The organism is Lacticaseibacillus jixiensis (assembly GCF_042847315.1).
GTDB classification, from domain to species: domain Bacteria; phylum Bacillota; class Bacilli; order Lactobacillales; family Lactobacillaceae; genus Lacticaseibacillus; species Lacticaseibacillus jixiensis.
Window position 1 is genome coordinate 1 of the sequence record NZ_BAAFPR010000031.1, and the last position, 22,082, is coordinate 22,082.

Annotated in this window: 21 protein-coding genes; 1 reads left to right on the forward strand and 20 read right to left on the reverse strand. The window is 51.3% G+C overall.

What is annotated here, in order from left to right; all coding sequences use genetic code 11:
* Positions 1-210: 210 nt before the first annotated feature.
* The 12 genes from ACGG90_RS13455 to ACGG90_RS13510 all read right to left on the reverse strand — a co-directional run bounded on the left by ACGG90_RS13455 (position 211) and on the right by ACGG90_RS13510 (position 14,080).
* Positions 211-1,218: a LacI family DNA-binding transcriptional regulator gene (locus ACGG90_RS13455; RefSeq protein ID WP_390410209.1), complete on the reverse strand. Its 1,008-nt coding sequence runs from the start codon at positions 1,216-1,218 to the stop codon at positions 211-213.
* Between the two features lie 123 nt (positions 1,219-1,341).
* A complete protein-coding gene (locus ACGG90_RS13460; RefSeq protein WP_390410211.1) occupies positions 1,342-2,211 on the reverse strand; it encodes a helix-turn-helix domain-containing protein in 870 nt (289 codons plus the stop codon).
* 444 nt (positions 2,212-2,655) lie between these two features.
* On the reverse strand, positions 2,656-3,624 hold the full coding sequence (locus ACGG90_RS13465) for a DUF2785 domain-containing protein (RefSeq protein WP_390410213.1): 969 nt from the start codon (positions 3,622-3,624) through the stop codon (positions 2,656-2,658).
* A 12-nt stretch (positions 3,625-3,636) separates the two neighbouring features.
* On the reverse strand, positions 3,637-4,017 hold the full coding sequence (locus ACGG90_RS13470; RefSeq protein ID WP_390410215.1) for a DUF1694 domain-containing protein: 381 nt from the start codon (positions 4,015-4,017) through the stop codon (positions 3,637-3,639).
* 1,080 nt (positions 4,018-5,097) lie between these two features.
* Positions 5,098-6,636 carry a tagaturonate epimerase family protein gene (locus tag ACGG90_RS13475; protein ID WP_390410217.1) on the reverse strand — a complete coding sequence of 513 codons (1,539 nt, stop codon included), beginning with the start codon at positions 6,634-6,636 and terminating at the stop codon, positions 5,098-5,100.
* 323 nt (positions 6,637-6,959) lie between these two features.
* Positions 6,960-7,823 carry an Abi family protein gene (locus tag ACGG90_RS13480; protein WP_390410219.1) on the reverse strand — a complete coding sequence of 288 codons (864 nt, stop codon included), beginning with the start codon at positions 7,821-7,823 and terminating at the stop codon, positions 6,960-6,962.
* Between the two features lie 345 nt (positions 7,824-8,168).
* Complete coding sequence (sufB, locus tag ACGG90_RS13485; RefSeq protein ID WP_390410221.1) at positions 8,169-9,605, reverse strand: Fe-S cluster assembly protein SufB; 1,437 nt, start codon at positions 9,603-9,605, stop codon at positions 8,169-8,171.
* Complete coding sequence (sufU, locus tag ACGG90_RS13490) at positions 9,598-10,041, reverse strand: Fe-S cluster assembly sulfur transfer protein SufU (RefSeq protein ID WP_390410223.1); 444 nt, start codon at positions 10,039-10,041, stop codon at positions 9,598-9,600. Before sufU ends, sufB begins: the two co-directional genes overlap by 8 nt.
* The gene (locus ACGG90_RS13495) at positions 10,022-11,224 is read right to left on the reverse strand and encodes an aminotransferase class V-fold PLP-dependent enzyme (RefSeq protein WP_390410225.1); all 1,203 of its coding nucleotides are present in this window, start codon (positions 11,222-11,224) and stop codon (positions 10,022-10,024) included. Before ACGG90_RS13495 ends, sufU begins: the two co-directional genes overlap by 20 nt.
* The gene (locus ACGG90_RS13500; protein ID WP_390410227.1) at positions 11,217-12,236 is read right to left on the reverse strand and encodes a SufD family Fe-S cluster assembly protein; all 1,020 of its coding nucleotides are present in this window, start codon (positions 12,234-12,236) and stop codon (positions 11,217-11,219) included. Before ACGG90_RS13500 ends, ACGG90_RS13495 begins: the two co-directional genes overlap by 8 nt.
* Complete coding sequence (gene sufC, locus ACGG90_RS13505; protein WP_390410228.1) at positions 12,229-12,996, reverse strand: Fe-S cluster assembly ATPase SufC; 768 nt, start codon at positions 12,994-12,996, stop codon at positions 12,229-12,231. Before sufC ends, ACGG90_RS13500 begins: the two co-directional genes overlap by 8 nt.
* 214 nt (positions 12,997-13,210) lie before the next feature.
* Positions 13,211-14,080, reverse strand: a complete 870-nt coding sequence (locus tag ACGG90_RS13510; protein WP_390410230.1) for a LysR family transcriptional regulator — start codon at positions 14,078-14,080, stop codon at positions 13,211-13,213.
* 119 nt (positions 14,081-14,199) lie between these two features.
* Between ACGG90_RS13510 and ACGG90_RS13515 the strand changes: the two genes are divergently transcribed.
* Positions 14,200-14,685: a GNAT family N-acetyltransferase gene (locus ACGG90_RS13515; protein ID WP_390410231.1), complete on the forward strand. Its 486-nt coding sequence runs from the start codon at positions 14,200-14,202 to the stop codon at positions 14,683-14,685.
* A gap of 47 nt (positions 14,686-14,732) precedes the next feature.
* On the opposite strand, the gene ACGG90_RS13520 is transcribed toward ACGG90_RS13515, so the two are convergent.
* The 8 genes from ACGG90_RS13520 to ACGG90_RS13555 all read right to left on the reverse strand — a co-directional run bounded on the left by ACGG90_RS13520 (position 14,733) and on the right by ACGG90_RS13555 (position 21,525).
* Entirely contained in the window at positions 14,733-15,419 is a 687-nt protein-coding gene (locus ACGG90_RS13520) for a methionine ABC transporter permease (RefSeq protein ID WP_390410233.1), read from the reverse strand.
* Positions 15,416-16,471, reverse strand: coding sequence for a methionine ABC transporter ATP-binding protein (locus ACGG90_RS13525; RefSeq protein WP_390410235.1), 1,056 nt, complete (start codon positions 16,469-16,471; stop codon positions 15,416-15,418). Before ACGG90_RS13525 ends, ACGG90_RS13520 begins: the two co-directional genes overlap by 4 nt.
* Before the next feature lie 694 nt (positions 16,472-17,165).
* Entirely contained in the window at positions 17,166-18,002 is an 837-nt protein-coding gene (locus ACGG90_RS13530; RefSeq protein ID WP_390410237.1) for a MetQ/NlpA family ABC transporter substrate-binding protein, read from the reverse strand.
* Between the two features lie 33 nt (positions 18,003-18,035).
* Entirely contained in the window at positions 18,036-18,851 is an 816-nt protein-coding gene (locus tag ACGG90_RS13535; protein WP_390410238.1) for a MetQ/NlpA family ABC transporter substrate-binding protein, read from the reverse strand.
* 373 nt (positions 18,852-19,224) lie between these two features.
* Positions 19,225-19,542, reverse strand: coding sequence for a hypothetical protein (locus tag ACGG90_RS13540; protein WP_390410240.1), 318 nt, complete (start codon positions 19,540-19,542; stop codon positions 19,225-19,227).
* A gap of 125 nt (positions 19,543-19,667) precedes the next feature.
* Positions 19,668-19,958 (reverse strand): glycine cleavage system protein H, encoded by a 291-nt coding sequence (locus ACGG90_RS13545; RefSeq protein ID WP_390410241.1) that lies wholly within the window; start codon positions 19,956-19,958, stop codon positions 19,668-19,670.
* A gap of 41 nt (positions 19,959-19,999) precedes the next feature.
* The gene (locus tag ACGG90_RS13550; RefSeq protein ID WP_390410255.1) at positions 20,000-21,190 is read right to left on the reverse strand and encodes an FtsW/RodA/SpoVE family cell cycle protein; all 1,191 of its coding nucleotides are present in this window, start codon (positions 21,188-21,190) and stop codon (positions 20,000-20,002) included.
* A 113-nt stretch (positions 21,191-21,303) separates the two neighbouring features.
* Positions 21,304-21,525: a DUF2969 domain-containing protein gene (locus tag ACGG90_RS13555; RefSeq protein WP_390410243.1), complete on the reverse strand. Its 222-nt coding sequence runs from the start codon at positions 21,523-21,525 to the stop codon at positions 21,304-21,306.
* Between the last annotated feature and the right edge of the window lie 557 nt (positions 21,526-22,082).

Sequence of the window (22,082 nt, forward strand, 5' to 3'; positions counted from 1 at the left end):
GGTTGATCCATCTTGATCTGGACGATATCGGGTTTATCTGCCATAAAAAATACCTCACCATAATTGATGAGGCTAGTGTACTGCGGGGAAACGGATTAGGAAATCCGTGCTGTTATCTCCTGCTTACAGTCATTGTGCCACAGCAATCGATCAACAAATAGCGGACCTAACCAACTTGCTTTAAGTTGGCTGGGTCCGCTATTTAGGCTGCTAGTTTAATTGTGCCACTGACTCGCGCAGGATCACGCGCGGTTCGATTTTCTCGCGGTGAGCCACGTCGACGTTTTCTCCGTCGATCAAGGCGATGAGTTTCTGAATGCCGGAATGCGCCATTTCAGTGATCGGCTTCTTCACCGTGGTTAAAGCCGGCACACTCATCGCAGCATACAAACTGTCATCAAAGCCCACCACCGACATGTCTTGCGGCACATTGATCCCAGCTAAATAACAAGCCCGCAATGCGCCAACAGCCGTGTCATCATTGGCGCACACCACACAAGTTGGCCGGATATTTTCCGGCAAGGCCAAGATCTTGGCCATTTGTGCTTGGCCGGTTTGGGAACTGTAATCGCCTGGGCGAATCGCTTCAGGCACTGCGGTTAAGTGATAGCGGCGCACCCCTTCATCAAAGCCTTGCCGGCGCTGCACGGAACTGGCAAAACTAGGGATCCCTTCGATCATGCCCACGCGCTTGTGCCCGGCTTTGGCAATTTCGGCGATCATTTTGCTGACGCCGAGCATGTCGTCGCTGGACACATTGACGATTTCCGGATCGTCTAAGTAGCGGTTGATCACCACCATTGGCACGTGATTGCGCTTGAGTTGATAAATGAAATCATTGTCGCGCTCCGATTGGCTCACCACCAACACGCCATCCATGCGGTTTTTGACCATGCCGTCGAAGCTGTTGATGCGCCGCACATCGTTGACTGTTAACAAGAAATTCTCCGGCAAAGCTTCATAAATGCTGGCGATGGTCGCTGACAAGAAGCTTTCTGACGTGCCGTCTTGTAAGCTGGAGAAGAACAAGCCAATCGCAAATTTGCGGTGCGTCACTAAAGAACGCGCGTTGTAATTGGGCACATAGCCGATTTCTTTGGCGATCGTCATGATCTTATCGCGAGTATCTTGTTTGATCACCGCTTTGGGGTTGAACGCCCGTGATACCGTCGTCATCGAGACACCAGCAATTTTGGCCACATCTTTGATCGTTACCATATTCTCCACCCATTCTTTCAGATAGCACCATTATATCGCATGCCTCACAGGGTTTACACTAAAACCCGTGTTGCGCAAAGAAATAGCCATCGCCAGTGCATGCACTCTTGATGACTAATTGATTCATGACGCGCTGGCCATTTCCCGATCCAACAACTCAAGCAAAGCCGTGGACTGATTGACCCGCGCTAAGGCTTTGGCAATGTCATATTCTTGACTGGCTTGCGCATCGCCCATGGCATTCAAGGCGCGCGCCCGCAGCGCATACAACTCATCTAACAGAAATAAGCTGTCATGGGCCACTGCCACTTGGATGCCTTTGCCCACATGTTTCAACACCGCCGGATATTCTTTGAGTTCAAAATAGATCCGCGCAGTATGCCAATAAATGGTCAACTCCACATCCAAATACTTGGCTTCTTTCAGCGGCAAGGTCTTTAACATCTCTAACGCCTGATCGATATACACCCGGGCGCGATCATGGGCGCCTTTTTCCGCATAGGCCAAGCCCATGCCTAACGTGGCCATGATGCCGGTTAAGTCGCGCTCACGCAGCGCCATCGGGTTCAGCACCCGCCCGAAGAAGTAGATTGCTTCATCAGGGGCTTGTTCGGCAAATAACTCGACCATCCCTTTGTAATAGTAATACCGCTTCTTGTCATCGATGTTGCCAAGCCGATCGAAATTGATCTTCCCCAAGTCGGCTTTGGCACTGGCAAACTCGCTGTGGCGCACATCATTCTCCACATTGGCTAAGAGTTGTTGGGCGCGGTTGCGGTTTTCCACCACAATATCATCGACGCTGATGCCTAAGCGATCCACCAGCTGCATCAGAATATTCATGCTTGGGACCTTGTTGCGCTTCTCGATCAAACTGATGGTGGCTTGGGTGCAGATGCCTTTGGCCAAATCGGCTTGGGACATGCCTTTGAGCTTGCGGAAATGGCGCACGCGATCCCCTAAGATCTTCAAGGTCGGTTGTTCCTTATGCATTTGAGTCCACTCCTTCATGGGTGATTTCACAAGTTGTTGATCACATTGAAAATATCATGACGACCACAATATTATACTGAAAAATATTGTATTTGGCTAGTATTCTTGTCGTGTCACCATGATGCAATAATTATTCACCAGTTAAACCATTTGAATATTGTGAATATTCTGTCGTTAATATGAGTAACACATGAGAGTTCACCAAGGCCATGATGAACAATGACCACAACTTATGTCTTAATACCGTAATGATTGGGGTTGGCAACAATGATTAATCAGTAAACTTATCTTAATGATTAAGAATATTATACCTTGTTCTTTAATGAAAGCGCAAGCAATTTATCCTTGTGCAGTCGGGAAAATGTGTTCGCTGATTTCGGCATAAAAGCAGCGCCAGCGGCTGGTTCAGCCACTGGCGCTTAACACGATCACGCAATTGAATTTCTAATACATGTCGATGATCTTCTGCAAATAATCCACCACGATTTGCGGCATGTCGGCGCGCATAATGCATGCCTCCAACAGCCGTGAACGGTTATACCAGCGATTCCAAAACGCCAGCGACTCACCAGGCCGCAAGTTGCGCAAGCGCCGCTGCCAGCTGGTCAAAGCCAACACTAACGACTGCGCGTAAAACTGATGCGTGCCAGCCAGGTTGGTCAAGTACAACGCAAAGCGCTGGTCTTCACCAAACACCAAGGCGTCTTGCATGCGCTGCCAAGCATTAACTGCAGTGAACAACAAGAAAACTTTGTCGGCGCGCTTTAATGGCTCAATTTGCGTCAATTCGTCTAATAAATTGGCGATATGCATGAAACTATGCGCCCAGCCGCTTTGTTCAACGTAACCGCGTCCGTCATTTTCCAAGGCGATATACATCGCCAAGGGCATCACTAAGTTCTGATAGTCTTGCGCAGTTAACACATGGTAATGCGTGCGATCGGCATAAACCACCGCCGACAACACCATCACCGCAAAGCTGCGCTTGAACACTGCGTCATTATGCGGTTCTAGAATGTGATCAAACAGCACTTCAGGCGTTTGCAATTGTTTGAACAACCACACCACTTGGGCTGGTGACAAAACGTGATTTTGCAACAAGTCGCCAAGGGCAAACCAGGCCCCTTTGTCGCGTACTTGCGGGTCAGTGCTGCCCAATTGCGCCACCAAAAAGCGCAGCGTGTCATCATCAAGTACCGGCGCTTTGGCGTCTTTGATCAGCTTGGCCACATCGGCCAGCCGATCAAGGGTGGCTTGAGTGGTTTCAGGCGCTTGCACCGCTGTGGCTGGCACGGATTTGACGCTGGCCATCACCGCAAATAAATCTTTAGGCAAAGTGGCAAACTTTTCGCCGCTTAACACCGCGTTGTGCAGTGCTTGCATCTTCTGGTACACCGTTTGGATCTGATCCATCATTTTCCTCCGTCACAACAAGATCGGTCGCGTGATCTTATCTGTGGGATGCGCCAACACCCACCCAAAATCGTCTGCGGTGATGCGCCGCGTGACGCGCATGCCAGATTGCGCCATCACCGTGAAGCGGTAATCATGCGCTACGGCTTGTTGCATGTATTGGGTGATCAATTCTTGGCTCATGCGCCCATTCAAGTAGATCCGATACTGCGGATAGCGAGCCAGCACTGAATCCAGAAGCGCATAAATGCGCGGATCGTGCAGCTGACGCACCGTTACCGCCATGGCCACGCGTTCTTTGAAGTTGCCTAGAAACGCCCGCTTCTCGTCGGGTTTGATCGTCGGGATCCCCAGGCTTTTGGCTTTGATAAAGTCGTTAAGCTCATCTGACATCGCCGCGCCTCCTGTTTCGTCTATTGTAACACAGCCCAACAAAAACCAGAGCGAAGCAAAGCGCACTTCTCGGCTGATATAAGATGGCATCCCACCTTATATCACTGCCGCGTTGCTTTGCGCAGCTCGACGAAACCAGAGCGGAGCAAAGCGGGTTTAGCGGTGGAGATAAGCCGGGATGACATTTGGGCGCTCTTTGCCCAAGTGGCGTCACGACTTAGATGACGCCGCGTTGCTTTGCGCAGCTCGACGAAACCAGAGCGGAGCAAAGCGGGTTTAGCGGTGGAGATAAGCCGGGATGACATTTGGGCGCTCTTTGCCCAAGTGGCGTCACGACTTAGATCACGCCGCGTTGCTTTGCGCAGCTCGACGAAACCAGAGCGGAGCAAAGCGGGTTTAGCGGTGGAGATAAGCCGGGATGACATTTGGGCGCTCTTTGCCCAAGTGGCGTCACGACTTAGATGACGCCGCGTTGCTTTGCGCAGCTCGACGAAACCAGAGCGGAGCAAAGCGGGTTTAGCGGTGGAGATAAGCCGGGATGACATTTGGGCGCGCTTTGCCCAAGTGGCGTCACGACTTAGATCACGCCGCGTTGCTTTGCGCAGCTCGACGAAGACCACAGCGGATAAAGTCCGGACTTCGAACTGGCCCGGAGCGGTGTTGCTTCGGCGTGTGGGGAAAGCGTCGGTGCAGGCGGTGCGGTCGGCTTCAACCCCGCAAAGTACGCGTGGTTTACGCCTAAGTTATGAGCCAGGCGCTCGCTGCGCTCACCTGCCCGTCTCATAACTTGCCGCGATCAGCACCGCAAGCCTTGCACAACCCACAAGGCTTGCGGTGCTGATCGTTTCACGGCCTGACCGACGCTTTCCCCACACACCTACGCAACACCGCTCCTACATCGATATAACCAGGTTATTGCACAAGGCGATCGACAAAACACCGAAAAGTCAACGGTATCAAACAAATATAAAGCGGCAGTCATGAAATGGTTCCGCTCAATCAAAACAACCCTGCTCACGATTGTGTAGCAGGGTCGCTAAGTTACGCTAAATTAAAGTCGTTGAATCGACGTACGCTCAGTTATTCTGGATCGTATTGGGCTTTGACTGCCGCTTTGTCCTGTGCAATATTTTGCAACAAATCTAAGTGTTCGGCAATGTGGCGGTTTAAATAATCATCATACAATGCCTGATGCGCGGTTAATTCGGCAAAGAAGCGATCGCGGAAAACGTAATGGTAGCTGGCTTGGGCGTTGAGGATGCTGCCATACATCGTGTGCAGGATCTGGCGCGGATTGTCTTCGTTGACCAAACGCATCACCGTGACGTCTTTAATGGTTTCCGGGCGCGGCGAGTTGCTTTGTTCAGCTTGGAAGACATAGAAGCTTTTGACGTCTTGCAGGTGATCATAAGCATATTGATAAATTGCTCGCAGGAAACTTGGATCGACTTTGGCGATCACTCGGCACGCTTCCAGCCAGTTGGTGCCGGCGGTTTTGACGTGCCAGCCGTGGTTTTTGGCGAGCTTGCCGATGATCGGATAAACCGACAACTTGTCAGAGCCGGAGTGAATGCTCAAGCGGTAGCCGAAGTGCTCAGCGATTGCTTCATGCACCACGAACTCGCGCTCAAAGCGCTTGATGTCGCCTTGATAGTCGATGGCCTTCTGGAATTCGCCGTAGAATTTCGGCGCCATGGTTTCCGGCGTGATTCCGCGTCGCGCCAACTCATTGGCGAAGAAATAGTGGTTGGCTGGCGTGGTCGGCACAATGGTTTCATCCATTGAGATCTCAAAGTCCACATTCCCAGGCTTGATGAAGTGCGCGTAGATATCAGCCGCAAAGCGCACTGCATCAAAGAAGATCAGCACCGACTGTTCCAGCTCATGGCGATCAAAATGCACACTGGCTTGGCCTAAATCAAAGGTCTTATCCAGATACGTCGCGTTAAAATCAGCCTGGATCGCCGGATCAAGGGCTTGATAGCGCGCGTCTAAAGCCGCTTCTGAGAGTTCGGCGATTTCATTGTGGATCTGTTTGGTGGCATCTAAGGTGATCATCGAGCAGCCTGACGCCAGTGCGTATTCGACTTCGAATGGCTCTTTGACGTGGTCGCCGTCTGCACCCCAGCCGTCTTGATAGCCTTCTTCAAACACTGACCAAGAAGCCGCCAGCACCACGTCTTGCTCAGTGCGCCCGGTCAACAACAGTTCGCGAATGGATTGCTGCGCCAGCACTGGGAAAATGCCGCGGCCTTTAAACAAGCGCAAATGGGCATTGGATGCATTGCCTAAGCGATCGCCTAAGCCAAAAGTATACTTGTGCCCGCGGCGGCTGCTGGGCTTAATCCAAGCAAAGCGCTTGGCCAAAGCCGCGTTGTTGGCAGCGGTCAGCGGTGCGACTACGATCACTCGATCACCGCGAGTCGAATGCTCACCAGTGAAGTCTGCAGCTGAATCTGCAGCTTCATACACGATTAATGAACGCGTACCGTCTGCTTGCCAGATGAAATACACGTTGCCGTTGGTGACTTGAATGGATGGTTGATAGACATTGGCTGGTAATGTCGCGGTGTCGTTTGCTAGGAGCTGGTCGATGATGCCGGGTAAATTAGAAATCATGATGTTCCTCCTCATGTGTTTGCAGCCGTTGTGTTAACGCTAACATTTTATATCATTAGCATATCACGTCGGCGAAGCGGTTTCATCCCTCAAGCCTAGATATTAACAGTTAATTGTTGTTGTAAAATATCTTTTTTATTGATAATGATGGCCCGCCTGATAACACCCAGTCTAGGCAATTGTTGAAACGGTTGCACGTTTTGTCAGACATTTGAACACAAATATGTGGCGAGTCCTCGTTGGCAGACGCATTTCAATACACCCGCCCTTGTAGCCAAATAAAAAAAGCCCTCACCGCGTTGCAGAAAGATGAAGGCGCTGGTCTATAGTAATTGTTGTGCGTGACGGTACCAATCTTGTTGAAAACCTAACCGGCCAATTTGGACATAATCGTAGTAGTCCTCAATGATGTGCCTGAGTCCATCAATGTATGATTGAAAATCAGCCGGATCGAGCAGTCGGGAAAGGACAAATACCATGGAAACGTATTTGGAATTTCCAAAATAGCGATATTCACGTTTAGGTATTCTCGCGTAAACAGGGAGAAAACGCCCGTAGAAACGAGAGTTGTGGGCGCAGGTATTGCGAACAACAGTCAGCATATGCGTCCAGTTATGCAGGTAAACCACCCGAGCAGAATACTGATCAGCAATGGCCTTCTTCGCACTTGGTTCAAGCCATGAAAAGAGCTTAGACACATTGCCCAATGTCGAAAGCTCCAAATCAACCCAAATTGGAAATTCTCCGTAATCTTCCAAGTAGTGGCGAACGTAAAGTTCTTTTCGCTTGGATCCTTGTAGGTGGGCACTGTCCGTATTCTTAGCCCATTTTTCAAACAGTTCTGGTGATTCAAAAGCATCGATCGGCAAGACTGGGCCATACATTAAGGCCAATTGCATGCCCATCACAGATTTGAAACGAACTTCCGCTCGCTGGCACGCTTTCATCGTGATACCACGAATAGCTGTATCAAAAAGATACACTTGATACAGTTGTTGCATGCTCACGCCACTTTTGAATTCCTCAGTGTTAGGCTTGTAGAAGCTCAGGCAGTATCCCTTCAAGCGAAAATATCCAATTTCACTAAGCAGTTTCTCTGCGGCTACGCGATCATCGAATTGCAACCCGCGCTCTTTCAAGATCTCAAGCTGTTCACTGCAGTTCTTGGCTGGCCGCCTGTATGACATAGCTCATTCTCCTTACAAAAAAAGACCCCACAGAGGATACTTGCAAGCAGAGGTATGTGGGGTACCATTAATTAAAGAATATGCCATCGCGGAGAATCTGTCAACTTGGAACAAGCTGAGACAATCTGTTGTTTTTGCGATATGGAGTATATCATTCAAGGACAAGTCAGGAAGACCGGCATGAATCCATACTAGATATTGATTCTAACAGATTACCAAGAGACAGTCGTGTGCGGCAAAATCACCAATCTTGCGTACAAACGCACAGGCAAACTTAGCAACTTGATAGGGGCCTATGATTTCGAGAAACTGAAAAAACGGCGCAATCATGCGCCGCTTTTAGCTTTACCCGATGCCGCCGTCCATTTCCATGCCGATCAAGCGGTTCAATTCCACCGCGTATTCCATCGGTAATTCTTTGGTGAAAGGTTCGACAAAGCCCATGATGATCATTTCGGTGGCTTTGGCTTCAGACACACCGCGGCTCATCAGGTAATACAATTGTTCTTCTGACACCTTAGAGACTTTGGCTTCATGTTCCATCGTCGCCGTGGCGTTATGGATCTCGTTATACGGGATCGTATCAGACTTAGAGCGCTCGTCCATCAAAATCGTGTCGCATTCCACATGGCAGAAAGCATTGGCCGCTTTCTTGGTGAAGCGCACCGTGCCGCGGTAATCCACGCGGCCGCCGTTTCTGGCAATAGACTTGGAGATGATGTTGGAACTGGTGTTAGGCGCGTTGTGGATCATGCGCGCGCCGTTGTCTTGGTCGACGCCTTCGCCGGCAACCGCCACAGACAACATCGTCCCACGCGCACCTTCGCCATCCAAGTAGACACTAGGGTACTTCATGGTGGTCTTGGAACCTAAGTTGCCGTCGACCCATTCCATGGTGGCGTTCTTCAAGGCTTGGGCGCGCTTAGTTTCCAGACTGAAGACGTTCTTGGACCAGTTTTGAATGGTGGTGTAGCGGCAATAAGCATCGTCATGAACGAATACTTCAACCACCGCCGCATGCAAGGAGTCGCTGGAATAACTTGGCGCCGTGCAGCCTTCAACATAGTTGATATGCGCCCCTGGTTCGATGATGATCAAGGTCCGCTCAAACTGCCCGGAGTTCTCCGCGTTGATACGGAAATACGACTGGATCGGCACATCGGTTTGCACGTTGGCTGGCACATAGATGAACGAGCCGCCTGACCACACCGCTGAGTTCAACGCGGCGAACTTGTTGTCGCTGGGGTGAACCAAGGTGCCGAAGTATTGCTTGACCAAGTCTGGATAGTCCTTCAACGCCGAATCCATGTCTTCGAAAATGATCCCGAGCTTTTCGAATTCGTCGTGCATGTTGTGATACACCACTTCTGACTCGTACTGTGCAGAAGCGCCGGCCAGGTATTTGCGTTCTGCTTGCGGCACCCCGAGGCGATCGAAGGTGTTCTTGATGTCATCTGGCACATCGTCCCAGTCTTTGTACGTTTTGTCAGTGGCTTTGATGTAATAACGCATCCGGTCCAAATCAAGGTCGGACAAGTCGGGACCAAAGTCGGGATCAGGCATTTTCAAATAAGTCTTGTAAGCCTTCAAGCGGAAGTCCAGCATCCATTGCGGTTCGTGCTTTTCGGCAGAAATCGCGCGCACGATGTCTTCTGTTAAGCCTCGGCCGGCATCGAAGACGGGATGTTCTTCATCATGGAAGTCGCCGGGATTTTCAGTTGGCAGGAAGTCGACGTCTTGGGCGACGGCTTCGTTGTTTTTAGTATTCTTGGTTTCAGGCATTGTTTTCCCCTTCCGTTAATGCTTGGCTAGCCGCCTTCCACGCCAACATGGCGCATTTCACGCGGGCAGGAAATTGGTGGACGCCTTTTAAGATGGCGGCGTCGCCGAGAATGTCTTCGCGCTCACTTGAGCCTTGGATCACCATGTCAGAGAAGGTCACCACCATATCTTGGATCTCTTCAGGCGTGTGGCCGATGATCTGTTCAGTCATTAAGCTGCCGCTGGCTTGTGAAATCGTGCAGCCGGAGCCGGAAAACACTGCGTCAGTGACTTTCCCGTCGGCTAATTTCATTTGCAGCGTTAACACATCCCCACAGCTGGGGTTGCGCAGCGTGATGCTGCGATCAGGCGCGTCAAGCTTGCCGTGATGGCGGGGATGATACGCTTCGTCTAAGATCACTTGGCGATACATTTGATCAAGCTTCGTCAAAGCCATGGAAATACCCCCTTGCTTCTTTGACTGCCGCGACCAACTTATCCACATCTGCTTGGTCGTTATACATGCCAAAGCTGGCCCGAGCCGTGGCCGGCACGCCTAAGCGCGCCATTAGCGGCTGCGCACAGTGATGGCCGGCGCGCACGGCGATTTGTTGTTCGTCTAAGAACGTCGCCAAGTCATGCGGATGCACGCCTTGCAAGTTGAAGCTGACCGTGGATAACGCCTCATCAGTGCCATAAACCACCAGATCTGGGATCGCTTGTAAGCCAGCACGCGTGGCGCGCACCAATTCATTCTCATGGCGCATGATCGCCGGCAGATCTTGTTGGCTCATGAACGACAACGCCGCGCCTAAGCCAAAGACGCCAGCCATATTCGGCGTACCCGCTTCAAACTTCAGCGGCACTTCAGCCCAAGTGGTGTCTTGATCTTGCACTTCGTCGATCATTTCGCCGCCAAATTGCACCGGCGGCATCGCTTCGAAGAATTCATAGCGCCCATACAACGCCCCTGAGCCGGTTGGCCCATAAACTTTATGCCCAGAAAAGGCGTAAAAGTCAGCGTCAATGGCTTGCACATCTACTGGCATATGCGGCACAGCTTGCGCGCCGTCAACGACGATGTAGCCGCCATTGGCATGCACCAAATCAGCCAGCGGCCGCACATCCACCAAGCCGCCAGAAACATTGGTAACTTGCGCCACAGCTAGGATCTTGGTCTTAGGATTGATCAGCTTCGTTAACTGGTCAACGTCAGTGTCCCCATCGTCTTTCACCGGTGCCACCACAAACGTTGCCCCGGTCCGCTTGGCGAGTTGTTGCCAAGGCACGAAGTTTGAATGATGTTCCGCCCCAGACACCAAGATCTCATCACCTGGCTTAATCACCGTCGGGCCAAAGCCTGACGCCACCAAGTTTAAGCCGTCGGTGGTGCTGCGGGTGAAGGTGATTTCTTCAGGCCGCTTGGCGTTAAGGTATTTGGCCACTTGCGCGCGCACGCCTTCAAAGGCCTCTGTGGTGTTATAAGCCAGTTTGTACAAGCCGCGATGCACATTGGCATTGTCTTGGACATAATATTTGGTTAAGGCGTCTAACACCACCTGCGGCTTTTGGGCCGTGGCTGCAGAGTCGAGATACACCAAATCAGGATTTGCTTTAAAAAACGGAAATTGTTCACGCATCTGCTTTCACCAGCGTTTCATCAATAGTTGAGAAAAGTTCTTGGCGCAATTTCGGATCATTGATCTCTTTCAAACCAGCTTCCAAGAACCCGCGAATGACCAGGCGCTTGGCGACATGTTTCGGCACGCCGCGGCTCATCAGGTAATACATTTGATTTTGATCAACGCGTGATACAGAAGCTGCGTGGCCGGCAGTGACGTCATTTTCATCGATCAATAAAATCGGGTTAGCGTCGCCGCGAGCGGCTTCTGATAACATCAAGACGCGGTTTTCTTGTTGGCTGTCGCTGCCGCGCGCACCTTGCACAATGTGGCCGACCCCGTTGAAAACCAAATGCGACTTGTCGACTAACACGCCGCGCTGGTTGATATGGCCGATGGTTTTCTGCGCGTAATTGGTGATGGCCGTGGCATAGCCGATATGTTGCTTGCCAGAAGCCAACACCCCGACGTTGACAGTGGCTTCTGCGCCGCTGCCGTTTAAGTTGGTGGTCAACAAGCTGGCGCCTGAGTTATGCGAGAAGCCGGCTACCGTCCAGTTAAGCTTGGCGTCTTTGGCCAAGTTGGCGGTGCGCTGCACCAACACCATGTCGGCAGTGAAGGCATCATAGCTTAACAAATCCACTTGCGCGCCTTCATGCAATTCATATTCGACAGCCACGCCGACGTTAGTGCCGGCGCTGGCCCAGCGCTCTTGGATCTCGACATGGGCGTTGGCGCCGATGACGACTTTCACCACGCCGCCACCGGCATTGGGACCGGTGATCAATACCGGCGCAGCGGCTGAATAATTGTCAGCGATGGCGACTGCGGTGATCGATTGCGGTGAAGCTTGCAGCCAAGCATCATAAGCAGTGGTTTGAGACAGCGCAAGGCTTTTGGGATGCGTGGTGGTCACGCCTGCTTGCGCTGAAACGGTTGCCGCTGCGACAGGTTGGCTGTCTTTTTCGGCTTTGAGATACCGCGCCAAAGGGATCTTTGGCGCGTTAGGCAAGATCAAGGTTTCAGGCATTGGTGTCACCTGCCTTGAGGTGTTCGTAACCGGTTTTCTCCAGTTCCTTGGCCAAGTCGGCATCGCCGGTTTCAATGATCTCGCCGTCTTTCATGACATGCACGAAATCAGGCACAATGTAATCCAGCAAACGCTGGTAGTGGGTGATCATCAAGGTGCCAAAATCCGGCGACTTCATGGAATTGACGCCGTTGGCCACAATGCGCAGCGCATCAATATCCAACCCGGAATCAATTTCGTCTAATAAGCCGAATTTCGGTTGGATCATCATCATTTGCAAGATCTCGTTGCGCTTCTTCTCGCCGCCTGAGAAGCCTTGGTTTAAGTAACGATCCGCCATGTCTTCAGGCATCTTCAAGAAATCCATGTTCTTATCCAGCTGCTTGATGAATTGCATGATCGGAATTTGATCATCTTCGGCACGCCGCGCGTTAATCGCGGCGCGAATGAATTCGGCGTTGGTGACCCCGGCAATTTCAGCCGGATATTGCATGCCCAAGAACAACCCGGCGCGGGCGCGTTCATCAACAGCTTTGTCGAGAATGCTTTCCCCATCGATGGTGATGTCGCCTTCAGTCACCTTGTAGCGCGGATTGCCCATAATGGTTTCCGCCAAGGTCGACTTCCCGTTACCGTTAGGGCCCATTAAGGCGTGGATCTCACCGGTTTTAACGGTGAGGTTCACCCCGCGTAAGATTTCCGGGTGTTCTGGTTCTGCTGCAACTTTGACGTGTAGGTCCGTGATTTGTAATGTGGTCAAGGCCAATGCCTCCTCTAGGATTGTATAAATAGTATTGTAGAATATTCGATTGCGCACGGCAAATCTTAACTTGCGGCTAATTGTCATTTAATTTGTGGCAAAACGCACTGCAATCCCTTTCGTGGCGCTTACATTAATGAAAGAAAAATTTGAGAATAATTAGAGAAATTTTTCGACGGGGTTTGCGCACAAATAATTAGACAAGCCAGCACAATTATTTACCGATTTCATTCAGTAGTCTAACGAACAATGCGCCAGCGACGCTTAACTGCCGATACGCATACATCGCCGTTAAAGTCCGCTCTGTCATCGTCGTCGGCAGCGTCACCAACTGCTTGGCATTCAGCGCATCTTGCACGCAAAACGTCGGCAAAAAGGCCACGCCTAAGCCGCTAATGGCTGAATTGCGAATCGCTTCAATGCTCCACAGCTCCATGTTCGGCCGCAAGCGGATCCTTTTTTCAGCGAGATAGGCGTTAAACAGCTCCAAATACCGCGCATGCGGGTCGTTCATCAGCGCACACACCGCTTTGTCTTGGCCTGGGGTGATGAAGTCTTCATCAGCATATTCCGGTGCGGCCACCAAGGACAACGGAAATTCTTTGATCACGCCGGTGTGCACCGTTGGCGGATAGGCGCGAATGTCATAATGCACCGCGATGTCGACTTGACGATCAGCCATTTGCGCGTAAATGTCGTAACAATTCAACACGCGGATCACCAATTCAACGCCTGGGGCAGCTTGCTTGAAGGCTTTAAGCACCCCTTGCATTTGATACGTCAACAGCGATTCCGGCACCGCCACCACCAAGCGCCCCACTGGCCCATCGGCGTGTTCGGCAAAGCGGTCTAACGCCGCCGCGTCAGCCAACAATTGATCGATCAACGGCATGGCGGCGGTACCAGCGCCAGTCAACACCATTTGGCGGCCAACTTTGGTAAACAGCCGCACGCCTAATTGCGCTTCGACTTGCTGCACCTGAAAGGTCACTGTCGATGGCGCATAATTCAATAAGGCCGCTGCTTTTTGAAAGCTGCCGGCAGCGTGGATCGTTTGCACGGTTTTAAGATATTTCAGATCCATCGCCTAACTCCTCCTTCGTGATTCAATATCATTGAAGCGATCATTCAGAAGTTTCGACTGGACTGAACCACCGCACGCCTTTAGACTACCAGATATGCACCTAAAATGGGAGGCTTTTCATGCAAATTGAACCTTATCACGACGATCCCAAGCACCTGGCAGAGTTAGTGGACTTGATCTTGTATTGTCAAAACACCGAAGCCCACCTTAATATCAAAATGGCTGACCAGCCTGATGTCTTCGCCATTGCCGAGCATTATCAAGCCCCTGGCGGCAACTTCTGGCTCGCGCTTGAGCAACAGCACGTCGTCGGCTGCATCGGCTTGTTGCCAGTGACGCCAACTGTGGCGGTACTCAAGAAATTCTTTGTTGATCCTGAATTTCGCGGCCAACCGCATGTCTTGGGCTGGCAGCTGTATCAAACGCTTCTTACAGCCGCTAAGGCGCAAGGCATCAAGCGCTTAGTATTAGACACCCCAGAGGCTGAACACCGTTCACATCGCTTCTATGAGCGTCAAGGCTTCATTCAATGCCAACTTGCAGACCTTGGCGTCACCTACGCCTTTCCTGATCGGCAAAGCCGCTTTTATCAACTCACCTTATGAACATGCAAAAAGCCCAGGAAAATTTTCCTGGGCTTTTTGAGTGGGCATTAATGTTGCAGCTTGCGGTTGATCCAATCGCCGACAAATTGGAAAATGAAAACCATGATCAAGATGAAGATAGTGGCCACCCAAATGACGTCGTTTTGGAAGCGTTGGTAGCCAATGGCAATGGCCAAGTTCCCTAAACCGCCGCCGCCAACGGCCCCAGCCATGGCGGTTAAGCCAATGACGGAAATGATGGTCAAGACTGTCGCCCGCACCAGTTCGCCTAAACCTTCACGCAAATACACGCGCCACACGATCGCCGCTGGGCTTAAGCCCATGGCTTCGGCGGCTTCGATCACGCCAGGATCCACAGTGAGCAAGGCATTCTGCACTTGGCGGGCAAAGAATGGCGCCGTGCCGGCAATCAACGGCACCAAAGCCGCCGTCGGGCCGATACCGGTGCCGACAATGGCATGGGTGACTGGATACATCACCGCCAGCAAGATAATAAACGGAATCGCCCGGAAGATGTTAACGATTTTGTCCAAGATGAAATACGCCGGCTTGTTTGGTACCAAGCCGTCTTCATCCCACAACACCAAGAACACGCCTAAGATCAAGCCCAAGATCGCCGAAACGATCGTGGTGACAATGGTCATGTATAACGTTTGCCAAATCGCCTGAGTAACGCCGCCGTCACCAGACCAAATCGGCACAACGTTAGGAAAAATATGCTTGAGAAAAGTCATGCCTGCGCCTCCTGTTCAATGTGTTGGACTTGCACGTCATTAGCCGCCAAATAAGCGAAAGTCCGCTTGATGTCTGCTTCAGACCCAGACAACACCACGATCAAGTTGCCAAAAGGCGTGCCTTGCAAGATCTGAATGTCGCCGAACAAAATGTTTGCCGTGACGTTAAAGTCTTTATACAGCGTGGCCACCAACGGCTGGTCCGTTGACGCGCCAAGATAGGTCAAACGCACCAATTGATCAGCACCGGATAAGTTGGCCACCGCCGGCTGTTGGCGCACCGCTTCGATGGCTGCGTCTAATTGCAAAGTGGTGTCGATAAAGTCCTTGGTGAGCTTCTTTTGCGGCTTGGCGAAGATCTCCAATAAACTGCCGCGTTCAATGATGCGGCCTTCATCCATCACCGCGACTTTGTTGCAGATCTGCTTGACGGCTTCCATTTCATGGGTGATCAACACAATGGTCAAGCCCAAGGTTTCGTTAAGTTGCTTTAATAACGCCAGAATCGAGCTGGTGGTTTTGGGATCCAAGGCACTGGTGGCTTCATCGGAAATCAAAATCTCCGGGTCCGATGCCAGCGCGCGGGCGATGCCGACGCGCTGCTTTTGCCCGCCGGACAACTCGGTCGGATAAGCCGTGGCGCGATCTTGTAAGCCGACTAATTCCAGCAGTTCTTTGACTTTGGCGTCGATTTCGGCTTTAGGCCGCAAGCCTTTCAGCGGAAAGGCGACGTTTTCGGCGATGGTCAGCGAGTTCATCAAGTTGAAGTGCTGAAAGATCATGCCGATGCGCTTGCGTTCGCTGCGCAGCGTCTTGGCTGACAATTTAAGCATGTCTTGGCCTAGGACGTTTACCGCGCCGCTGGTTGGGCGCTGCAGCAAGTTGATGGTGCGCACCAAAGTCGATTTGCCGGCGCCAGAATAGCCGACGACCCCATAGATATCTCCACGCTCCACGGTGAGATCAACGTGATCTACCGCATGCACGGAGCGGTTTTTCTCATGAAATTCCACATCGACATCGGTCAATGTGATGACTGCTTCCTTTGCCATATGCTTCCTCGTTTCTTCAGTTAGGTTGCAAACGAAAGCGGCACCCGCAAGAGCACCGCATAATTCGCTATCTAGTGTACCACATTTCCAGAGCGAAGTGGCGCGCACTTAGCGGTGGATATAAGGCAGGATGACGTTTGGGCGCTTTCTGCCCAAGCGGCGTCATGCCTTATATCACGCCGCGTTGCGCCACGCAGCTCGACGACCAAAGCGAAGTGGCGCGCACTTAGCGGGTCAGGCAGCTCGATGAAGCCCACAACTGCCGGATCGGTGAAGCTCCGGTGGGTCGGGGCCGCGAGACGGCGCAGGCGGTGCGGCCGGCTCCAACCGCGCAACTAGCTCCGCTGCGCGTCGCGTCGCCGCGCGTTTTCCGCCTAAGAATCGAGCCAGGCGCTCGCTGCGCTCACCTGCCTGTCTCGATTCTTGCCGCGATCAGCACAGCGAGCCAAGCACAAACCGCTTGTCTCACTGTGCTGATCGTTCCACGGCCTGACCGACTCGCAGCCCCGACCCACCTACGCTTCACCGATCCTACGTTATTCGTATCAGGTTAGGATTGTGCTAGGTGTCTGTCTCGAAAATCCTGCTGCTTGGGCCATCACAGGGCAGTGAAATATGCTGAGTATAACTTTTTCTGTATTTGCACCGTCCTGCGGTCCTCACACGCCTGCGCCTCACCGCTTTGACACTGGCCTTATTCTGCTTTGTAACCCTTCCAAGCCGGAACCGTGGTGCCTTTGTAAACTTTCTTCATCAGCTTAGCGGTTTGCTGAGTTTGATAAGCCTTGACGATCTTCTGATAAGTCTTGTTCTTCTTATCTTTGGCAGACTTGGCGGAGATGAAGTTGATGTATGGGCTGGACTTGCTGGTGATCTTCTCCACCGCGATGGAATCTTTGACCTTCAGCTTGGCAGCGGCGGCGATGTCGTTGTTGACCACCGCGCAAGCCACATCGTTCATGGACCGGGCTGTTTGGGCAGAATCCAATTCTACGATCTTCAAGTTCAGCTTGTTTTCGGTGATGTCTTTGGTAGTTGGTGTGGCAACGTCTTTAAGCTTAATGAGCTTTTCTTGCGCCAACAGGTTCAAAGCACGCCCTTCGTTGGCTGGGTCGTTAGGAATGGCCACTTTATCGCCGTTCTTCAATTCACTTAACGACTTGATCTTCGTAGAATAAGCGCGGATCGGGCCGAGGTAAGTATCGCCAATGGACACGATGTGGGTGCCGTGTTTCTTGTTCCAATCATCTAAGAAGGTGTAGTTTTGAAAGGCGTTCAAGTCCACGTCGCCATCTTCCAAGGCCTTGTTCGGCGTGGTGTAATCGGTGAATTCCACGAGCTTAATGTTCACGTCTTGCTTCTTGAGGCGCTTTTGAATGTCTTGCCAAATTTCGCGGTCGTTACTCATGATGCCGACTTTGACAACTTTGTTAGTGCTGGTGGACTTACTTGAGGTACTGCCACAGGCGGCTAATGCAAAAACCGGTAACGCAATGGCTAAGCCAGCGATCAATTTCTTCCATAATTTCATGATGATTCCTCCATTCGCCGCTGTGGCGGCAGATTATTTCCAAGCAGGTACAGTAGAGCCTTTGTAGTATTTCTTCATCAGCTGCTCAGTGCGCTTGGTTTGGTAAGCTTTAACGATCTTCTTGTAAGTGGCGTTTTGCTTATCTTTCTTGCTGGCAGCAGCGATGATGTTGATGAATGGTGCCGAATTCTTGCCAATCTTTTCAACGGAAATCGCGTCTTTAGGGTTGAGCTTGGCGGCAGCGGCGATATCGTTGTTGACGATCGCAGCGTCCACGTCGTTCATCGAACGGGCAGTTTGAGCGGCGTCTAATTCGGTGATCTTCAAGTTCAGCTTGTTTTCGCTAATGTCACGCGTCGTCGGGTTGGTGACGCCGGCTTTGAGCTTGATGATTTTGTTGGCGGCCAGCAGCTGTAAGGCGCGGCCTTCGTTGGCGGCATCGTTTGGTACCGAAACGGTGTCATTCTTCTTCAATGCCGATAAGGACTTGATCTTGTTGGAATAAGCACGCATCGGGCCGAGGTAAGTGTTGCCGACGCTGGTGATGGTGTCTTTATGCTTCTTGTTCCAAGCGTCCATGAACTGCACCGTTTGGAAAGAATTTAATTGGATATCGCCGTCAGTTAAGGCTTTGTTAGGCGTGTTGTAATCGGTGAATTCCACCAGCTTGATGTCGACGTCTTGTTTCTTGAGGCGCTTTTGGATGTCTTGCCAGATCTCTTTATCGTTGGTCATGATGCCCACTTTGACCGTTTTGTTCGCTGAGCTGCTTGAGTTGCCACAAGCCGCCAAGGCAAAGACTGGTAATGCGATCGCGATGCCGGCGATCAGTTTCTTCCACAATTTCATGATGATTCCTCCTAGTTTTATCGACAAAAAAAACACCGCTTCTAAACTATGTTAGAAGCGGTGTCCCGCGGTGCCATTCTAATTCGGCAGTTAAACTGCCCTCACTAACGGGTCAATCAACCCGCGTGCGAGATAATGGTCGCCACCCATTGCAGCCTTACGCCAGAAGCGCTCGGTGCACCGAACTGTGAGCCATCTTCAGTCGCGCTTGCTACCCCGCTCTCAGCTAATCGGGTTTTCTGTACAGTCTCGCGCGGCTTACTCTCTCACACCGTTTTGTTTGTCGCTTTAATTGTTATCGATAATAACCAATTCTCGACGTTCTGTCAACACCAGGTGAGAAAATAATTAGATAATTTGAGTTTGCTGAGCTTTAGTCATGCGCTTGTTGATCGCGCAGGCGAAACAATTCATCACAAACATGCCGGATCACCGCCAATGACGGATAGAAGCTGTGGCGCTCTGGGCGCGACGCTTCCCAATCATACACACCATACGCTTCTGTGCCAGACAATGCTTTAAGCTGGGCTGCGTCCAACCCCAATTCGTCAGCCAGCGCCCACATCATCACCGCTTCGCGTTTGGCTTGGCGATGGTCAAGCCACAGGTGCACGATGTTTTCACCTGGCAGCTGCTGATCGACGGTGAACACTTCCCACAACAAGCGCCGCCACCCTTGCGCTTTGCCCATGATCACCCCTCCTTGCTGCCACCAGCATACGGCTGGCCAAGCCAAGGGGCAACGAACAGTTTTGTCACACAAACAAGCGCGCCATCAGTCACTAAGTCGTGACTGATGGCGCGCTGCAAATGAGGTTACGCTTTGATTTCGGCGACCCAATTATCCTGGCGATCGGCAGAATCCAGCAAGGCTGGGTCATCAGCGGCGCGGTCGTTGACGGCCACCACAGTACCAGACAACGGCGCGTCCAGATCCAACACCGCCTTCTCTGCTTCAATGGCCAAGAAAGCCTTGCCCACAGTCACGGTGCTGCCGACTTTCGGCAAATCGGCGAATTTGATCTTGCCAAAAGTCTCTTGCGCTTCTTTGGTCAATCCGATGCGCACCTTGTCACCTTCAGTTGCTTGCCAGAAATGTTGTGCCATGTCGTCGTCCTCCAAATTCGTGATTTACCAATATTATAGCACTACTGGAAATCTTCGGTATCCCGCGAGAACATATACGACTGGTAATGAAAACGCATCGACAGCACCATCCCCACCGACAACATATTGGCCAACAAGAACGACCCGCCTTGGGAAATAAACGGCAACGGGATCCCAGTCAGCGGCAATAAGCCGATGTTCATGCCAATGTTTTCAAACACGTGAAACAAAATCATCATGATCACACCAGTGGCGATGTAAGCATAGAATTCGTTCTTGGTGTCAAACGTCACCCGGATCATTTGATAGATCAACAAGAAATACAACATGATCACCACGGCACAACCGATAAAACCAAACGTCTCACCGATCGTGGAGAAGATCATATCCGATTCACGCACCGGCACGGTAACTTTAATGTTGTTAAACCCGCGTCCGGTGAGTTGGCCGGAACCGATTGCTTTCATCGACTGCCACAACTGATAAGAATCACCATCCGTGGCACCACTTGGATTCATCCAAGAATCGATCCGCGCAAATTGATACGCTTTGAAGCCCAGATGCCCTAAGATCGTGCGGCCCCAGTTGGTGGTGACTAACGCCAATGCACTGCCGCCGATTGCCGCAGCAGCCGCAGCGATAGGGGCAATGATCTTCCAAGTGGTGCCAGAAACCAACACCACCCCGGCAAAAATCGCCATGAACACCAGCATGGTCCCGAAGTCATTCTGCAGCTTCATCAACACCAACACCGGCAAAGTCCACAACAACATCGTGCCGATCAAATGCCAATCATTGGCGGTGGTGTGCGGGTATTCGGTATTATGCGTGGTCACCACCCGCCCCAGCATCAAGATATAAGCGGGTTTCATCACCTCAGAAGGCTGGAAGGTAAACGAGTGAAACGAAAACCAGCTTTTGGCGCCGGTGCTGGCAAACACGCTGCGGTCGTAGGCGAATAACACCACGACCAATAAGAAGATGCCTAAGCCATACAAGATCGGCGCGATCCGCCACAGCTGTTCGGAATCAAATTGCATCACCAAGAAGATCCCCAAGCCGCCGATCACATACCACACCCCTTGCATGATCAAGGCATGCATGGGACTGGAACTGGCGCTGGTATCGTTGTCCACCGCCATGTAAATCGCCGCCATGCCGATCAAAGCCAACAACATCACCGATAGAATGATGCCATAGTCAATGCGGCTGTCCATTTTCTTTTCTGTCATTTCTTGTGCCAAAACGTGTTCTCCTTACCGGATCTTGATTATTATCACTTACTCTCCATTACACCAAAAACCACGCCAGAACGCAATTCTGGCGTGGCAATCGTAACCTTTTTCTAACTGTGGTGGAGATGATATTCGGCAATCAAGAAGTTGACGGCATCATCCATCGACTTGAAATGGTTCGCCCGGTCGTTGCCGGCCAAGAAGGCGTTGTAACGCTCGCCGACAGTTTCCACAAAGCCGATTTCGTTCTTACCGACAGTCAACACGGAAACCGTGTGGCCGTTTCTGGTGACGTCTTCTTGGACGACTTGAATTTTCTGTTCTTTAGCCATGTTTTCTGCTATATAAAATGTGGAAGAATGTTTAATAACACTAGTAAAGGCTTATATTTTTCCTCTCATAGTTGTGCACTCATTATTTTATTTGGTCCCGTTAACACCAGTGTTCTTACATCGGTAACAACCTAGCAACATTGACTGGCTCTTGAACCCTTAGGACATAGCCTGCCCCTGAACGTATTAAATCAAGTTCTGTACGGCATCCTCAGCATGCTCTAGTTGAGCGCGCCACAGCCATAACAATGAAGCTCGTGATATTTCGTGCAGTACTGCACCTTGTCCCTCATTTGCACCTTAAAACGGCTGAACAACAAGCGGTCACTTTGAATCCGCGTCATCTTCTAGTAGGTCCGCGGCAACTTGGTTTTCGTTGCGCGATAATTGTTGAAATGAAGATGATTCGGATTTACTCGACGTTTATGGACGCGACGCCGTTAATACAAGGACACCCGACCCTACAAACTGGCCAGTTCTGTCAACCTACGGATACGGTGACACGTCAAGCTTTGCCGCATCGTCGCATTTGGATAACAACGGCACTTATCTGTGAT

Excerpts from the sequence above, each read along its gene's own strand:
- ACGG90_RS13455 (WP_390410209.1), bottom strand. The coding sequence starts at position 1,218 with ATGGTAACGATCAAAGATGTGGCCAAAATTGCTGGTGTCTCGATGACG.
- ACGG90_RS13460 (WP_390410211.1), bottom strand. The coding sequence starts at position 2,211 with ATGCATAAGGAACAACCGACCTTGAAGATCTTAGGGGATCGCGTGCGC.
- ACGG90_RS13465 (WP_390410213.1), bottom strand. The coding sequence starts at position 3,624 with ATGGATCAGATCCAAACGGTGTACCAGAAGATGCAAGCACTGCACAAC.
- ACGG90_RS13470 (WP_390410215.1), bottom strand. The coding sequence starts at position 4,017 with ATGTCAGATGAGCTTAACGACTTTATCAAAGCCAAAAGCCTGGGGATC.
- ACGG90_RS13475 (WP_390410217.1), bottom strand. The coding sequence starts at position 6,636 with ATGATTTCTAATTTACCCGGCATCATCGACCAGCTCCTAGCAAACGAC.
- ACGG90_RS13480 (WP_390410219.1), bottom strand. The coding sequence starts at position 7,823 with ATGTCATACAGGCGGCCAGCCAAGAACTGCAGTGAACAGCTTGAGATC.
- sufB (WP_390410221.1), bottom strand. The coding sequence starts at position 9,605 with ATGCCTGAAACCAAGAATACTAAAAACAACGAAGCCGTCGCCCAAGAC.
- sufU (WP_390410223.1), bottom strand. The coding sequence starts at position 10,041 with ATGGCTTTGACGAAGCTTGATCAAATGTATCGCCAAGTGATCTTAGAC.
- ACGG90_RS13495 (WP_390410225.1), bottom strand. The coding sequence starts at position 11,224 with ATGCGTGAACAATTTCCGTTTTTTAAAGCAAATCCTGATTTGGTGTAT.
- ACGG90_RS13500 (WP_390410227.1), bottom strand. The coding sequence starts at position 12,236 with ATGCCTGAAACCTTGATCTTGCCTAACGCGCCAAAGATCCCTTTGGCG.
- ACGG90_RS13510 (WP_390410230.1), bottom strand. The coding sequence starts at position 14,080 with ATGGATCTGAAATATCTTAAAACCGTGCAAACGATCCACGCTGCCGGC.
- ACGG90_RS13515 (WP_390410231.1), top strand. The coding sequence starts at position 14,200 with ATGCAAATTGAACCTTATCACGACGATCCCAAGCACCTGGCAGAGTTA.
- ACGG90_RS13520 (WP_390410233.1), bottom strand. The coding sequence starts at position 15,419 with ATGACTTTTCTCAAGCATATTTTTCCTAACGTTGTGCCGATTTGGTCT.
- ACGG90_RS13525 (WP_390410235.1), bottom strand. The coding sequence starts at position 16,471 with ATGGCAAAGGAAGCAGTCATCACATTGACCGATGTCGATGTGGAATTT.
- ACGG90_RS13530 (WP_390410237.1), bottom strand. The coding sequence starts at position 18,002 with ATGAAATTATGGAAGAAATTGATCGCTGGCTTAGCCATTGCGTTACCG.
- ACGG90_RS13535 (WP_390410238.1), bottom strand. The coding sequence starts at position 18,851 with ATGAAATTGTGGAAGAAACTGATCGCCGGCATCGCGATCGCATTACCA.
- ACGG90_RS13540 (WP_390410240.1), bottom strand. The coding sequence starts at position 19,542 with ATGGGCAAAGCGCAAGGGTGGCGGCGCTTGTTGTGGGAAGTGTTCACC.
- ACGG90_RS13545 (WP_390410241.1), bottom strand. The coding sequence starts at position 19,958 with ATGGCACAACATTTCTGGCAAGCAACTGAAGGTGACAAGGTGCGCATC.
- ACGG90_RS13550 (WP_390410255.1), bottom strand. The coding sequence starts at position 21,190 with ATGACAGAAAAGAAAATGGACAGCCGCATTGACTATGGCATCATTCTA.
- ACGG90_RS13555 (WP_390410243.1), bottom strand. The coding sequence starts at position 21,525 with ATGGCTAAAGAACAGAAAATTCAAGTCGTCCAAGAAGACGTCACCAGA.